16 protein-coding genes are annotated in these 15280 nt (G+C 64.0%); 10 read left to right on the plus strand and 6 right to left on the minus strand.

Annotated features, from left to right (window positions below; all coding sequences use genetic code 11):
• Positions 1-68: 68 nt before the first annotated feature.
• A complete protein-coding gene (locus tag AC56DV_RS10260; RefSeq protein ID WP_496314177.1) occupies positions 69-1895 on the minus strand; it encodes a DUF4214 domain-containing protein in 1827 nt (608 codons plus the stop codon).
• 237 nt (positions 1896-2132) lie between these two features.
• Here AC56DV_RS10260 and AC56DV_RS10265 point away from each other — a divergent pair, with 237 nt between their 5' ends.
• From AC56DV_RS10265 to AC56DV_RS10305, 9 genes are all read left to right on the plus strand, one after another.
• The gene (locus AC56DV_RS10265) at positions 2133-3725 is read left to right on the plus strand and encodes an amidase (RefSeq protein WP_496314178.1); all 1593 of its coding nucleotides are present in this window, start codon (positions 2133-2135) and stop codon (positions 3723-3725) included.
• Between the two features lie 38 nt (positions 3726-3763).
• Positions 3764-4429, plus strand: coding sequence for a helix-turn-helix transcriptional regulator (locus AC56DV_RS10270; protein ID WP_496314179.1), 666 nt, complete (start codon positions 3764-3766; stop codon positions 4427-4429).
• Complete coding sequence (locus AC56DV_RS10275) at positions 4419-5387, plus strand: ornithine cyclodeaminase family protein (protein WP_496314180.1); 969 nt, start codon at positions 4419-4421, stop codon at positions 5385-5387. The genes AC56DV_RS10270 and AC56DV_RS10275 overlap by 11 nt, the downstream gene beginning before the upstream one ends.
• A gap of 26 nt (positions 5388-5413) precedes the next feature.
• The gene (locus AC56DV_RS10280) at positions 5414-6373 is read left to right on the plus strand and encodes a threo-3-hydroxy-L-aspartate ammonia-lyase (protein ID WP_496314181.1); all 960 of its coding nucleotides are present in this window, start codon (positions 5414-5416) and stop codon (positions 6371-6373) included.
• A 69-nt stretch (positions 6374-6442) separates the two neighbouring features.
• Positions 6443-7396, plus strand: a complete 954-nt coding sequence (locus tag AC56DV_RS10285; RefSeq protein WP_496314182.1) for a chemotaxis protein — start codon at positions 6443-6445, stop codon at positions 7394-7396.
• Positions 7397-7473: 77 nt separating this feature from the next.
• On the plus strand, positions 7474-7911 hold the full coding sequence (locus AC56DV_RS10290) for a hypothetical protein (protein ID WP_496314183.1): 438 nt from the start codon (positions 7474-7476) through the stop codon (positions 7909-7911).
• Positions 7908-8303 (plus strand): GFA family protein, encoded by a 396-nt coding sequence (locus AC56DV_RS10295; protein WP_496314184.1) that lies wholly within the window; start codon positions 7908-7910, stop codon positions 8301-8303. The genes AC56DV_RS10290 and AC56DV_RS10295 overlap by 4 nt, the downstream gene beginning before the upstream one ends.
• Positions 8304-8655: 352 nt before the next feature.
• Positions 8656-8886: a hypothetical protein gene (locus tag AC56DV_RS10300; RefSeq protein WP_496314185.1), complete on the plus strand. Its 231-nt coding sequence runs from the start codon at positions 8656-8658 to the stop codon at positions 8884-8886.
• Between the two features lie 634 nt (positions 8887-9520).
• Positions 9521-9823: a hypothetical protein gene (locus tag AC56DV_RS10305; RefSeq protein ID WP_496314186.1), complete on the plus strand. Its 303-nt coding sequence runs from the start codon at positions 9521-9523 to the stop codon at positions 9821-9823.
• Between the two features lie 557 nt (positions 9824-10380).
• Here AC56DV_RS10305 and trhA read toward each other — a convergent pair.
• Positions 10381-11013 (minus strand): PAQR family membrane homeostasis protein TrhA, encoded by a 633-nt coding sequence (gene trhA / locus AC56DV_RS10310; RefSeq protein ID WP_496314187.1) that lies wholly within the window; start codon positions 11011-11013, stop codon positions 10381-10383.
• Positions 11014-11097: 84 nt separating this feature from the next.
• On the opposite strand from trhA, the gene AC56DV_RS10315 reads away from it, so the two are divergent.
• Positions 11098-11292 carry a hypothetical protein gene (locus AC56DV_RS10315; protein WP_496314188.1) on the plus strand — a complete coding sequence of 65 codons (195 nt, stop codon included), beginning with the start codon at positions 11098-11100 and terminating at the stop codon, positions 11290-11292.
• On the opposite strand, the gene AC56DV_RS10320 is transcribed toward AC56DV_RS10315, so the two are convergent.
• The 4 genes from AC56DV_RS10320 to AC56DV_RS10335 form a co-directional block, all read right to left on the minus strand.
• Positions 11270-11656 (minus strand): VOC family protein, encoded by a 387-nt coding sequence (locus tag AC56DV_RS10320; protein WP_496314189.1) that lies wholly within the window; start codon positions 11654-11656, stop codon positions 11270-11272. The genes AC56DV_RS10315 and AC56DV_RS10320 overlap by 23 nt on opposite strands.
• A gap of 120 nt (positions 11657-11776) precedes the next feature.
• A complete protein-coding gene (dbpA, locus tag AC56DV_RS10325; protein WP_496314190.1) occupies positions 11777-13189 on the minus strand; it encodes an ATP-dependent RNA helicase DbpA in 1413 nt (470 codons plus the stop codon).
• Between the two features lie 109 nt (positions 13190-13298).
• Positions 13299-13523: a hypothetical protein gene (locus tag AC56DV_RS10330; RefSeq protein ID WP_496314191.1), complete on the minus strand. Its 225-nt coding sequence runs from the start codon at positions 13521-13523 to the stop codon at positions 13299-13301.
• 119 nt (positions 13524-13642) lie between these two features.
• Positions 13643-15280 carry an acid phosphatase gene (locus AC56DV_RS10335; protein WP_496314192.1) on the minus strand — a complete coding sequence of 546 codons (1638 nt, stop codon included), beginning with the start codon at positions 15278-15280 and terminating at the stop codon, positions 13643-13645.

The following is a 15280-nucleotide window of genomic DNA, read 5'->3' on the forward strand; positions in this document are numbered from 1 at the left end:
AACTAAGTTCAGTTGCAGCGCTCTGAAAAAGCCAGGTTCCACGGGACCTGGCTTTTTTTTCGTCCGGTTCAGCCGTAAGGCGTGTACCAGATGCCGTGCTCGATGGTGGCTGCCACATTGGCCACGTTTTCCGGACTTTCGCTGAAGCCCGCCAGCACCTGGCCGGCGCTCATGCCCTTCGCCATCAGGTCGGTCCAGAACGCCATGCCCGGCGCATCCGGCGCGCGGTCCAGCACGTTGGCATAGAAACGCGTCAGCAACTCGGTGTTGTTGGGCGCGCTGCCGTACAGCGCCTGGCCTTCGACCGAGGTCAGGAACAGTTCGGCCACCGTCGCCAGCGACTTGCCGTTATCCATGTGCCAGATCCAGAAGCCCTGGCCCGGCAGGTCCGGCGCACGGTCGAACGCGGCCTGGTACAAGCGGTACACCTGGCCGCCGTGGCTGTTGATGTCCAGCGCGATATTGCCGTCGGCGAACTGCAGGCGTTCCACATTGCCGACGGCGTCCGTGCCTTCGGCGCCGGTCTTGTCGATAACGGCGGTGCCGCTGGTGCCGATGTTGATGGTGAAGTTGGCGCGGGTGCCGGCGTAGACCGCCAGGTCGCGTCCGCCGCCGCCGTCAATCACATCGTTGCCTGCCAGTCCGGCCAGCACGTCAAAGCCCTGGCCGCCCTGCACCAGGTCGTTGCCTGTCGTGCCGTTCAGTGTGGCGCCCACCAGCGTGCCGAAATCCGCCCCGACCTTGGAGACGCTGATGGTCCGCAGATCGTTGATGTTGCCGCCCTGGTAGCTGGCGAACACGGCCGACAAGCCGTCGGCCGACAGCGCGGCGCCGCCCGCGTAATTGAAGTGGTTGGCATCGCCGCCGCTCGACAGGCGGCTTAGCGCGCCGGTGTTGATGTCCTTGATGAAGATGTCGGCCTTGCCGTCGCCGTCGCCCGGCGTCAGGTCCGAAGTGCTCTCGAACATGACGTAGCGGCCGTCGGCGCTGATGGTGGCGTTGCTGGACTCGCCCCTGCCTTCCACGGCATCGGCGCTGATCGACACGCGCAGCACCGCGCCGCTATGCATGTCCTTGCGGAACACGTCGCGGTGGCCGTTGGTGTCGCCTTCCACCAGGTTGCTGGCCTGGCTAGAAAATACGATGTAGCGGCCGTCCGCCGACAGGGAGGCGTTGTCGCTGTTGCCGTTGGCCGCCTCGCCGGCGGAATTGGCCGACACGCGCGTGATGATGCCGTTGTCCAGGTTCTTGGAATAGATGTCGGCGAAATTGTCGTCGCCGGCCGCCAGATTGGTGGCGTAGGTGGTGAATGCGACCACCCGCCCATCGCCCGAGATGGCGCTGTCGGCTGTCGGCGCGTTGGCCTGCGCGCCGGCCAGCGTGGTCGATGCGTTCACAACTTCGCCGGTGGCGAGGTTTTTGACGAACAGGTCGTCGGTGCCGTTGGTGTCGCTGGCCACCAGGTTGGTGGCCTTGCTGATGAAGCCGATGTACTGGCCGTTGGCCGACAGCACCGCGTTGTAGCTCTGGCCATTGGCTTCCACGCCGGCGCTGTTGGTCGACACGCTGCCAAGGCTGCCCGTGAGCATGTTCTTCAGCTGGATGCTGGCATGGCCGTCCTGCGTGCTCTGGAACGCCACCAGGCTGCCGTCGCCGTTCAGCGTGGCGCCGGTCTTGATGGAAGCCAGCGGGCCGTTCGGGCCGGTGGACGCCAGCGTCAGCGTATCGGTTTGCAAGTCGCGGATGTAGATGTCGCCGTCGGTGGGGACGGTGTCGGCCGGCACCAGTTGCTGGTTTGCGGAAAACGCTACATAGCGTCCGTTTGCGGAAAGGCGGGCGCCGATATCGGCTGCGCTGACGCCGGCTTGCGCGGTGATTGTTGTATTTGGCAGCATGATTTGTCAGAGGATATAAGTAGTGTTTGTAGGGGTATGGCCGACAAATTGTGCCTGAGCTGAGCAGCCAATGACGCACGGTTCCGTTGGGCTACTTTTATGTTTCCAATAAGATTTTTATGGTTTGCCCATTGCTTCCAAATAGATAATTAAATTAGTGGCTCGGAAACATTCCTGCTGGTATGCTAGTGGATTGCGTGTATTGATACTTTTGGTATAACCACTCACGGAGCTGGCATGGATCGCAGGGGATTTGTTCGGATGGGGCTGGCTGCTGGCGCGGCGGGAACGGTGGCCGGTACTGTACAAGCGCAAGCGCCCGGTCCCGGCGGCATCCTCGACGGCGGCGTCCAGCTGCAGCAGGAGCTGATGGCCGCCAACAAGCTCACCTCGCATTCGCTCACCTCGCAATACCTGGCCCGCATCCGCAACATCGACAAGGCCGGTCCGCGCATCAATGCCATCATCGAGATCAATCCCGAAGCGCTCAAGATCGCGCGCGAGATGGACCGCGAACGCCTGCTGCGCCGCGTGCGCGGTCCGTTGCACGGCATCCCCGTGCTACTGAAAGACAATATCGCCACGGCCGACCGCATGAGCACCACGGCCGGTTCGCTGGCCCTGGCCGGGGTGCGCGCCGCGCGCGACGCCCACGTGGCGGCCCAGCTGCGCGCGGCCGGCGCCGTCATCATCGGCAAGACCAATCTGAGCGAGTGGGCCAATATGCGCTCCACCCATTCCGTCAGCGGCTGGAGCGCGCGCGGCGGCCTCACGCGCAACCCGTATTCGCTCGACCGCAACTGCAGCGGCTCCAGTTCCGGCTCCGGCGCCGCCATCGCGGCCGGCCTGGCCACGCTGGCGGTGGGCACCGAGACCGACGGCTCCATCGTCTCGCCGGCGTCGATCTGCGGCCTGGTCGGCATCAAGCCCACGCTGGGCCTGGTCAGCCGCAGCGGCATCATCCCCATCGCCCATTCGCAGGACACGGCCGGCCCCATGGCGCGCTCGGTGGCCGACGCTGCGCTGATGCTGGCCGCCATGGCCGGCGTGGATCCGGCCGACGCGGCCACCGCCGGCAGCGGCGGCAAGGCCAAGGACTACGCGGCCGCGCTGGACCGCGACAGCCTGAAAGGCAAGCGCCTCGGCGTGGCGCGCAACTTCTTCGGCAAGAACCCGGACGTGGACGCGGAAATCGCCAAGGCGCTGCAAGTGCTGCAAGGGCAGGGCGCGCAGCTGGTGGACGTGGAAGTGCCCAACGTGAACAAGTACGACGGCACCGAGACCGAAGTGCTGCTGTATGAATTCAAGTCCGACCTGGCGGCCTACCTGAAGGACTACGCGCCCAACGCGCCGGTGCGCAACATGGCCGAGCTGGTGGCGTTCAACCGCAAGCACGCCGACAAGGAAATGCCGTACTTCGGCCAGGAGTACCTGGAGCGCGCCGCCGCCAAGGGCGGCCTGGACGAGCAGGCTTACCTGGACGCGCTGGCCAACAACCAGCGCTATTCGCGCGCCGAAGGCATCGACCAGGTGATGCGCGAACACGGCCTGGACGCGCTGGTGGCGCCCACCGACGGCCCGGCGTGGCTGACGGACTTCATCAACGGCGACCATTACAACGCCAGCTTCTCCTCGCCCGCCGCCGTGGCGGGCTATCCGCACGTAACCGTGCCGGCCGGCTATGTGCACGGGCTGCCGGTGGGCCTGTCCTTCGTGGGCGGCAGCTATTCGGAAGCGGCGCTGATCGGCATGGCCTACGCCTACGAGCAGGCCACGCGCCACCGGCGCGCGCCGCAGTTCCTGGCCAGCGTGTCGCCCGTGTTCCGCTAGGATTTGACAGAATATCCAACTCTGGATATTCTGTCTGAATGCGAAAACAGAAGACTTCCCGCAGCGGCGAAAAAACGGCGGAACAGCAGCTGCTGCTGGACCAGCTCAAAAACGTGGCCGAAGGCCTGGGCCAGACCCTGGCGCCGTTCTGCGAGGTGGTGGTGCACGACCTGCTGGACCCGGCGCACGCCATCGCCGCCATCCACAACAACCTGTCCAGCCGCGATATCGGCGGCCCGGCCACCGAGCTTGGGCTGGCCCGCATCGCGGACGCCGCCTATCCGGCCGTCGTGGCAAACTACGCCAACCGCTTCGCCGACGGGCGCCAGGCCAAGAGCACCTCCATCGGCATCAAGGACTCCAGCGGACAATACATCGCCGCGCTGTGCATCAACGTGGACCTGACCATGTTCCACGGCCTGCAGTCGATGTTCGCGCAATTCAGCCGCGTTGAGGCCAGCAGCGCCGGCACGCAGGAATCGCTGGCCCCCCTGGACCCGGTGGGCGCCGACGGCATCCGGCGCCGCATCGACGAATACGCGGCACGCCTTTCCAGCACGCCGCGCGCGCTCAAGGCCGGCGAGCGGCGCGCACTGATCGTTGAATTACGGGAGGCGGGCTGCCTGGACGTGCGGCGCGCCATGGAAATCATCGCCCAGCACCTGGGCATTTCAAGAGCGACTGTGTACAGCTATGCCAAATAACGCGAGACTGCTGCTGATCGACAGTGTCCAGGGCGAGTCCCTGATGAACTTCCGCGACGTGCTGGACGCCACCCGCGAAGCCTTCGTGCTGCACCAGCAGGAGGAGGGCCGCGTGTTTCCGCTGGTGCGCGAGCGCCTGCCGGAAGGCATATGGGGCATCAAGTCCGGCCAGGTGGTGGCGCAGAACCTGCTCGGCTTCAAGTCGGCCGGCTTCTGGCCCGGCAACCGCGAGAAGGGCGGCGAGCCGCACCAGGCCACCATCGTGCTGCTGGACCCGGCCACCGGGCGGCCGCAATGCATCATCGACGGCAACGGCGTCACCACCATGCGCACCGGCGCGGCCGGCGGCCTGGGGCTGCTGCAGCTGGCGCGCGCCGACAGCAACCGCGTGTGCGTGTTCGGCACCGGCGTGCAGGCCCGCATCCAGCTGCGCTACGCACTGGAGCTGATCCCGTCGCTGCACCAGGTGGACTACGTCAGTTCCAGCGGCGAGGCGGACCTGGCCTTCGAGCGCCAGTTCTGCGAGCGCTGCACGGTTGCCCCGGCGGCCGACCGCAACGCCTCGGTGGCGCTGGCCGACATCGTCATCACCGCCACCACCGGGCGCGGCCCGCTGTTCAACCTGGACGCGGTACGCCCCGGCACCCACTTCAACTGCGTCGGCGCCGACACGCTGGGCAAGCGCGAGCTGCCCGAAGGCCTGCTGCAGCAAGCGCGCCTGTTCGTGGATGACCATGTCCAGGCGCGCCAGATCGGCGAAATGCAGTGGGCCCCCGAGCTGCCGTGCCACCAGCTGGGCGAGCTGCTGTCCGGCCAGCTGCAGGCGCACCGCAAGCCGGAAGACATTACCATCTTCGACATGACCGGCATCGCGCTGCAGGACCTCACCGTGGCGCGCCTGATCTACGAACGCGCGCTGGCGCGCGGCATGGGCACCAGTGTGGCCTGGCCTTGGTAAATATTCAGACATCAGAAAGGAAATCCATGCAAGTTTTGCCGACCTACGACGACGTCGCCGCCGCCGCGCAGCGCATTGAAGGCCACGCCCACCGCACCCCCGTGCTGCGCTCGCGCACCGCCGACGAGGAGCTGGGCGCGCAAGTGTTCTTCAAGGCCGAGAACCTGCAGCGCATGGGCGCCTTCAAGTTCCGCGGCGCCTTCAACGCGCTGTCGCGCTTCGACGCGGCGCAGCGCAAGGCCGGGGTGGTGGCTTTCTCGTCCGGCAACCATGCCCAGGCCATCGCCCTGTCCGCGCGCCTGCTCGGCATTCCCGCCACCATCGTCATGCCGCAGGACGCGCCGGCCGCCAAGGTGGCCGCCACCAAGGGCTACGGCGGCAAGGTGGTGCTGTACGACCGCTACACCGAAGACCGCGAAGCCATCGGCCGCCGGCTGGCCGAAGAGGGCGGCCTGACCCTGATCCCGCCATACGACCACCCGGACGTCATCGCCGGCCAGGGCACGGCGGCCAAGGAGCTGTTCGACGAAGCGGGCCCGCTGGACGCGCTGTTCGTCTGCCTGGGCGGCGGCGGCCTGCTGTCCGGCTCCGCGCTGGCGGCGCGCGCCCTGTCGCCGGAATGCAAAGTCTACGGCGTGGAGCCGGAAGCGGGCAACGACGGCCAGCAGTCGTTCCGCAGCGGCGCCATCGTCCACATCGACACCCCCAAGACCATCGCCGACGGCGCCCAGACCCAGCACCTGGGCAACTACACCTTTGATATCATCCGCCGCGATGTGGACGACGTGCTCACTGTCTCGGACGCGCAACTGGTGGCCGAAATGCGCTTTTTCGCGTCGCGCATGAAAATCGTGGTGGAGCCGACCGGCTGCCTCGGATTTGCCGCCGCGCGCGCCATGCGCGAGCAGCTGCAAGGCAAGCGCGTCGGCGTCATCATCAGCGGCGGCAACGTGGACATGGAGCGCTTCTGCGCCTTATTGGCCTAAAGGACAGGTTACAGGCCGGGGCGGGGGCGGTTACAGTCGTACCATCAATGATGAGGCGAGGGCACCCACATGCATTCTGTACAACAGGAAGTCGACGAACGCAGCAACCTGACCGGCACCAACAAGTTCGAGCTGCTGCTGTTCCGCCTGGGTGGCGACGCCACCGGCGAGCGCAATGAACTGTTCGGCATCAACGTGTTCAAGATCCGCGAGATCGTCGCCATGCCGCCCATCACGGCGGTGGCCGGCTCGCAGCCGCACATGCTGGGCGTGGTCAACCTGCGCGGCCAGATCATCCAGGTGCTGGACCTGCCCGCCATTTGCGGCTGCAAGCCGAAGACCGGGCTGAACATCATGCTGGTCACCGAATTCGCCCGCACCACGCAAGCCTTCGCGGTGGAATCGGTGGAAGACATCGTGCGCCTCGACTGGGGCCAGGTGCTGTCGGCCGAATCGACCGCCGTCGGCGGCATGGTCACCAGCATCGCCCGCCTGGACGGCGCCAACGGCTCGCGCCTGGCGCAAGTGCTGGACGTGGAAACCATCCTGCGCAGCATGAACCCGAGCGATCGGCCCGACGTCGATCCCGAAACCATCGGCCCCAGCCTGAACCTGCGGCCCGGCACCATGATCCTGGCCGCCGACGACTCCGTGGTGGCGCGCTCGCTGATCGAGAAGGGCCTGGAAGCGATGGGTGCGCCCTTCATCATGACCAAGTCCGGCAAGGAAGCGTGGGACAAGCTGGGCCAGATCGCCGCCGCCGCCGAGGCCGAAGGCAAGACCGTGTACGACAAGATTGCGCTGGTGCTGACCGACCTGGAAATGCCGGAAATGGACGGCTTCACGCTGACGCGCAACATCAAGCAGACCGGCCGCTACTCGGCGCTGCCGGTGGTGATCCATTCCTCGCTGTCGGGCACCACCAACGAAGAGCACGTCAAGACGGTGGGCGCGGACGCCTACGTGGCCAAGTTCATGGCCGAAGAGCTGGCCGCGACGATCCGCAAGGTGCTGGCGAAATAGGGCGGGTTGCAAGGAAAAATCGCGGTAGAATTTAAGCGGGCGCCAACTCGGGCGCCCGCCCGGCCGCGATGGAAACCATGCTGCAACTCGATTTTCCGATCCGTAAAGAATGCCCGCCCGGCGCCTGCGACTGCAAGCGCGAGCTGCTGCTGGACGGCCCGGCGGTGGACATGGCCGAGCTGGCCATCCTGCGGCTGACCAAGGAAGAAGAGAAGCGCCTGATCGAGCGCATCGAAGCCGCGCAGAGCTACGAAGAGCTGCAGCGCATCGGCGTGCGGCTGCAGCAGAACCTCGGTGTCGCCTTGAAGATCGCCCCCGGCGACAACGAAGTGCGCACCGTGATGGGCCTGCAGATCGAGCTGACCATGCGGCCCGGCCTGTGCCGCAAAACCCGCGAAGCCGTCCCGGCCGCCGTGCGGCGCTGCCTCAAGAAAAATCCCGCCATCATCTACGCCATCCTCGACGCGCACGACCTGTTCGGCGCATCTTTAGAACCCGATCAGGAGGAGTTTTGATCACTCGACTCGCCTCATGCAGTTGCGGCCAACTGACAGCCCAAACCGTCGGCCAACCGGCCCGTGTCTCGATCTGCCATTGCCTGGCATGCCAGCGCCGCACCGGCAGTCCATTCGGCCAGCAAGCACGCTTCCTGCGCGAGTACGTGACGGTCAGCGGCGCCTCGACCGAGTATGTGCGCATCGGCGATGAGGGCCCGGGAGCAAAGTTCCACTTCTGCCCTCAATGCGGCGCCACTGTCTACTACGAGCTCTTGGCCCTGCCGGAATATTTTGGCATCCCCGTCGGCGCGTTCGCCGAGCCGGATTTCCCCGCGCCGACCATTTCAGTCTACGAAGAGCGCATGCACGGCTGGGTCGTGCCGCCGCCCGGCGCCGAGCATATTCCGTAGGGGCGGTCCCTTTTTTGCAGCGAGTCTAATTCGCTCTAAACGGCGAGAGTTCGGCCTAGCGGCGTCTAAAATCACGGTGGCGCCGGGTTTTTCTAGACCGAATTCAACTATTCGGTGAAATCTATAGACTCGAATAGCCGATTGGCCTGGAGCGGCTAGACCGCAATAGACATTTCAGCTTTGCGCGTAGACTGATTTCGCTGCAGGTCATCAGATGTGGTCGCCTACCATGTCGCCTTGGAGCGGGTTCTGCTTCAGCGGTGGCCGATGGAACAGAGAGTGGTCGGCTTGTGAAGGCGCGCTGCGCTAGACCGGCTTTGGCCAGAACCGGACTTCGACGAATTAAGGATTCATGATGCTGCATGAGCTTTGGGTGGACCCGGATGGCCTAGATACCTTTTGCATGGCCGGTCCTATAGGTGATGCCGCCCGAGCACTTTTACCGAGCAACTCGCAACTCGAATGGACCGTTGAAGCGAAGAGCCACTTCGAGGCAATGACTCTGTACTATCGATTCAGGAACTGGGGCGTCTACACGACGGACTTTTCAGAGGATGATGCGATGCCTTATGCCGACAAGTAGCTGTTTCCGGCTGTCGGCCAAAAGCGGATGCAAAATCCAGGACAGTTTTCAATTCCCAACTGCGACGATATAGACACACCCATGATCTCAGTCGATTTTTTCGGATGTAAGAGAGAGCAGATAGTTACCTGCAGTTGGGAGGAAGCCTGCGATAGATTCCCATTCACTGGCATGACGTTTCCAGACGCCGCTGGGTTGACTTCGCTGAGTGAAGCACTTACGGGAAGGAGAACGTTTTTTGCCGAGTCATTGTCATTATCGACCGAGCCGATTTTTGAACTCAGTGACCATTTGCAGGCTGCGGTTCGGCAGGCTTCGACGGAGGACTTGAAGGATGCTGGCGCGCGATGGGCGCAACTACTGCCATGGGCAAAACTCGACACGAACCCGATGGATTTGGCAGGATTTCTACTTCATCTGCAGTCGTTAGTACATGGGCCTGAACGAGAAGGGAACTCCATTTTCCTGTGGGTCGAATCAGGCAGTTTGCCTCTATCCGGAGTGCCATCTAGGGCTGCTACGGGGTGGATTCGGTCTGCACGTGATAATGTGTGAATTTTTCACCTGAGCAAGATGCTATCTTGAGTGCTGACGGCCGAGTTCGGCCACAAAGAGGCGTTCACGTAAGAAAGTAATGGAAACAAATTTTGAGATCGCCTGTAACGACGTTGTTAGTCGAGAAGTAGACCGGCTTGCTCGCCTGCCACCCTGCGAACTGATGCAGCTTGAGCGAAAGCGTGAGGAAGTAACTATTGTGGGCAAGGCCGCTACGCTTTTTCACAGCGTTGCCGATTTCGGCAACCACCGACGCATTGGCGTGGTCCTGATAATTCCTGGTATTTTGGGCTTCGGGGAACGTCAATTCCAAGGTGGCATCAAGGTGGAGTTGCGAAGCGAGCGCATGTCAGACGCTGAAGCTGTTGAACTTTTCAATTAGCTTCGATATGCCCTCCGACTGCGCGCGGCCAGGAGCAGACGTTAAGTTTAAACTGAGGTTTCGAGAATGTACTTGTATAGATGACGTTTTCGACCGATTGGTGCATTTGCACTTACGGTAGTTTTTGCGGGCATGTACTTCGCTTGCGTCGGTATCTTTCCTGCTCAAATCGGCCACGTAATTTCGAACCCGATAGGCCATACTATGCTCGTATGGATACCAGTTTCGCTTTGCGGCGTAGTTTACGTATTAACCGCAGAGGAAGATTCGTCGACTCCGCTCGTCCGATGGTTTAGGGCTGCAGTCGCGTCTGTGCTGGCGCCAGTGTTAGTGTGTTCGCTCATTGCGTTCGTCGGTTTCGTCTTCCTCGACTGGCGGATGTAGCAGACAGGAAGCAAGTTTAGCACTGGGCGAACAGCCCTGTTGGAACTCTGCTTCGGGCGACAGCAAGCGGCCAGAAGCTGCCGTTGGAATTTCCATTCTATTTAATAGAATAGTTACTGCTAGATATACACCATTTTATCTTGAGGGGATGTACTGTATCGCAAATCACGTGCTCAGGTTTCCGGCAGCACGAACCGCGCGATGGCCAGGTAGTGCAGCGCGCTGCCGAGCAGGACGAAGATGTGCCAGATGCCGTGCGCGTGGCGCATGCGGGTGTCGATCACGTAGAAGATGATGCCTACCGTGTAGAACAAGCCGCCCGCCAGCACGAAGGCGAAGCCGTCGCTGCCCAGCGATTCGCGCAGCGGCAGCACCATCAGCACGGCGGACCAGCCCATGGTCAGGTAGATTACCACCGACAGCCAGCGCTGCTCGAGTTGCCGCAGTTCCTGCAGGATGCCGATCCCCGCCAGCAGCCACACGCCTGCCAGCAAGGCCCACCCGAGCTGGCTGTCCAGCGCCAGGCTGCAGAATGGGGTGTAGGTGCCGGCAATCAGCACGTAGATTGCGCAGTGGTCGAACTTTTGCCACACGGCCTTCGCGCGGCCAATGCTGGCGTGGTAGAAGGTGGAGCAGGCATACAGCAGCACCAGGCTGAAACAGTAGACGCCTATGCTGACCACGCTCTGCCACGGTCCGCTATGCACTTGCCCCAGCAGATACACCGAGCCGCCGGCCGCCAGCAGCGCGCCGGCCAGATGTGTTACTGCGTTAAACCTTTCGCCTGCCTGCGCAAACCGGACCATGGCGCACCTCTCAAAGAGTCGTCAGCCCATTGTAGCGGCGAATTAAGATAAGACTGTGACAGAACGCACGTTACGCTAGCGACCATGCAGATCAAGCCCATCATTTTTATGCTCGCCACGCTGTGGCATCCATTCCTTCATGCGGCCGATGCGGTGCCGGCCCATCTGGCGGGCACCTGGGGCACGGCGGAGTCGCGCAGCGAAACGGTATCGGCTGAGTCAGCCAAGCTGATAGAAGATTGGCGGCGGCAGACTCTCAGGAAGGCTGCACCAGGTTGATGAGATTGCCGCAGGTGTCTTCGAACAGCACGCCGGTGATCGGGCCCATGTTGCTGGGCTCGCCGCGGAACACCACGCCCAGTTCCTTCAGGCGGATGTATTCGGCTTGGATGTTGTCGGTGAGGAAGGCGGTGGCGGGGATGCCCGCTGCGTAGAGCGCGCTCTGGTAGGCGTGCGCGGGCGGGAAGCCGATCGGTTCCAGCACCAGTTCCACGCCTTCGGCTCCCTCGGGCGAGGTCACGGTCAGCCAGCGGAAATTGCCCATCGGGATGTCGTTCTTGACGGTGAACCCGAGAATCTCCGTGTAGAACGCCAGCGCCTGGGCCTGGTCCGCCACCATGATGCCGGCTAATCCGATTCTCATGCTGCTCTCCCGATAGAGTGGTTATTTGAAGCAACTCTATCAGAAGACGCCAGGGGATAGTTGGACTTCGCCGCTTTAGACTTCGCCGCTTTAGACTTCGCCGCTTTAGACTTCGCCGCTTTAGACTTCGATAAAGCGCATCTTGAAGTTGCGGCCCTTGAAGCTGCCGAAGTCGGCGCCTTCGCGGCTGCCCTTGGCCAGGCGGTCGAAGGCCTCGTAGGCCACGCGGCGGTCGATCGCCACATAGGTCTGGAACTCGAACACGTTGATCTTGCCCACTTGCTCCTTGGCCAGGCCGGCGTCGCCGGTCAGCGCGCCCAGCACGTCGCCCGGACGCAGCTTGTCCTTCTTGCCGGCCAGGATGCACAAGGTCATGAACGGCGCCGGGTCGCCCTGCGCGTACTCGTCGTCCGGCAGCTCCTTGATCGAGTGCCATTCCACGGCCGCGCCCTGGTATTCCTCGATCAGCTTGACCCACTTCTTCTCGTTCGGCGCGCACAGCGACAATGCCAGGCCGCGCTCGTCGCCGCGGCCGGTGCGGCCGATGCGGTGGATGTGCACTTCGGTGTCTTTCGACACGTCCACGTTGATCACCGCTTCCAGGTTGGCGATGTCCAGGCCGCGCGCGGCCACGTCGGTGGCCACCAGCACGGTGGCGCTGCGGTTCGAGAACAGCACCAGGATCTCGTCGCGCTCGCGCTGCTCCAGTTCGCCGTACAGCGCCAGCGCCGTGAAGCCTTCCGCGCGCAGCGACTCCACCAGTTCGCGGCAGTGCACCTTGGTGTTGCAGAAGGCGATGGCCGAGGCCGGCTGGTAGTGCTTGAGCAGCTTGCCGACCGCCTTGTCGCGGTCGTCGAAGCCCACTTCATAGAAGCGCTGCTCGATCTTGCTGTTGTCGTGCTGCGCCTGCACCGTCACTTCCACCGGGTCGGCCAGGAAGGCTTCGGTGGCCACGCGGATGTCGTCCGGGTAGGTGGCCGAGAACAGCAGGGTCTGGCGGCGCTTCGGGCAGGCCGACACGATGCCGGCGATCTCGTCGTAGAAGCCCATGTCGGTCATGCGGTCCGCTTCGTCCAGCACCAGGGTGTTGACGGTGGACAGGTCCAGGGTCTGGCGGCCCAGGTGGTCGCGCACGCGGCCGGGCGTGCCGACCACGATGTGGGCGCCGTGCTCGAGCGAGGCGATCTGCGGACGCATCGGCGAGCCGCCGGTCAGCACCAGGATCTTCACGTTGCCCACGCCGCGCGCCAGGCGGCGCAGTTCATTGGCGACCTGGTCGGCCAGCTCGCGCGTCGGGCACAGCACCAGGCCCTGGGTGGCGAACCAGGCCGGGTTCAGCTTGCTCAGCATGCCGATGCCGAAGGCGGCGGTCTTGCCGCTGCCGGTCTTGGCCTGGGCGATCAGGTCGCGTCCTTCCAGCACCGACGGCAGGCTCTGGGCCTGGATGCCGGTCATGGTGGTGTAGCCGAGGATGTCGAGGTTGGCCAGGAAGGCAGGCGTCAGCGGCAGGCTGTGGAAGGAATCAGAACTCATGGTGGCGGACCCGGTAAAAAAGTGGGGAAGTGCGCACAGTCTAGCAGGCTCCAGGGAGCCGCTGCGGCTGCGCGCAAGCGGTGTCCGCTCACAGCGGACGTGCAGAGACTTAGTTCGGACGCCAGACCGGCAGGCCGGTCACGTCCAGGCCTTCTTCGCGCTGCCAGACCGGCAGGCCGCTATTGTCGGTCGCCTCCAGCAGTTCGAGCTGTTCCTGTTTCAAGGCGGCACGACGCACGCGCGGTGGAGGCGGGCGCTTGGGCTCCGGCTCCATCGGCGCGGCCGGCGCGAAGCCAGGCAGGTCGAAGGTCGCGTTGTCTTTTTTGTCTCTCATCTCAAAAACAAAAGCCCGGCTGCAGCAGTCGGGCTCAAATATTTAAAGCGGCACGCAGTGTATCACAAAGCCATGCCGCCGTGGGGGGTATAGTAGCTTAGTGGAAACTTGGCGCGCCGTTACCTGAAACTCAGCGTCCCTGTCAGGTCGCCCGGCGGTGTGGCGCCGCGCGCGGCGAAGGCTTCGTTGCGCGTCTTCAGGCCTTCCAACAGCGGCAAGCCGTGCAGGCGGGTCAGGAAGCGCATGATGGAGGTGGTGTCGTAGAAGGTGTGGTCGACCGCGCCTTTCTTGGCGTACGGCGACACCACCATGGCCGGAACGCGCGAACCCGGCCCCCAGCGGTCGCCCTTGGGCGGCGCCACGTGGTCCCACCAGCCGCCGTTCTCGTCGAAGGTGATCACCACCACCATGTCCTTCCACTGCGGCGACTTCTGCAGGTGGGCGATGATGTTGGTGATGTGCTGGTCGCCGGACTCGATGTCCGAGTAGCCCGCGTGCAGGTTCAAATTGCCTTGCGGCTTGTAGAACGTCACCGCCGGCAGCTTGCCGGCCACCGCGTCCGCCAGGAACTTGTTCGACATCGGGCTGTCGCCCAGGCCGCCGTCGCGCAGGTGCTCGGCGCGCGCGGCGGTGCCGGGCGCGAACTGCGTGAAGTAGTTGAACGGCTGGTGGTGGTACTGGAAGTTCGGCTTGGGGCCGCCGCCGTTGGCGTCCAGCGCCGCCTGCCAGGCGCCGCCGTACCAGGCCCAGCTCACGCCCTTGCGCGACAGCAGGTCGCCGATGGTGTCGTAGCTTTGCGGCGGCTGGTAGTAGGCCTCGTCCGGGTTGGCCAGGTTCGGGTCGCCGCCGGGGACCGGTTTGATCCAGCTCGGCTGGTACGGCGGCGCCATGGTGTTGACGATGTAGCCGTCCGGCGTGATGGCGCCGTCGTTGACGTATTTCGGCTTGCCGTCCAGCGCGGAGGCGGGGCTGTCTTCCGCCACCGCCAGGCGCGAGCCGGTGGGGCCGTCGGCCAGCACCGCGATCTTCTTCTTGGCGGCGCTGTTGGCCGCGTTGGGGAACTCGGCGGGGCGGCCGCTGATCAGGAACTGGTGGTTCATATAGGAGCCGCCGAAGGCCGCCATGAAGAAGTTGTCGCACAGCGTGTACTGGCGCGCCAGCTGGTGCAGGCCCAGGGTCTTGGCGGTTTCGCCGTAGTAGCCCATCACCATGCCGCCGGTGTTGCCCCAGGCGACGAAGCCGTCGTTCTTGCCGCCGTTGATCTGCATCTGGTTCTGGTAGAACAGATGCCACAGGTCGCGCGTGATGACGGACTCGGGCAGCGGCTTGCCGTCTGTGTTGGTCAGCTTGAAGGGCGCGTTCGGCAAGTCCTTGATCTGCTCTTCCTTGATCTCGTAAGTCTTGCCGCCTATAGTTTGCGACTGCGGCACCATGCCGCCCCAGATCTTCGGCAGCGTAGGCAGCACCGAGCCGTTGTAGTCTTTCTGCACCTGGTCGGCGGACAGGGTGGTGGGCATGGGCGAGGCCAGGCCGGGGAAGTCGGCGAACAGGTTGTTGAAGCTGCGGTTCTCCAGGTAGATGACAACCACGTTCTTCACGTGCGCCTTGAGCTTGGCATCCAGCGAGCCGGCGGCAGGTTTCTTGGCGGGCGCGGCGCCGGCGATGCCCGGCACGGCGGTGGCAAGGCCGGTTGCGGCGGCGGCCTGGAAGATGCGGCGGCGCGAGAGGTTGGCGGGGTGGTTATCGTTGTCGCTCAC

The organism is Massilia sp. BGA-UO-ETr-WB1, from assembly GCF_059567845.1.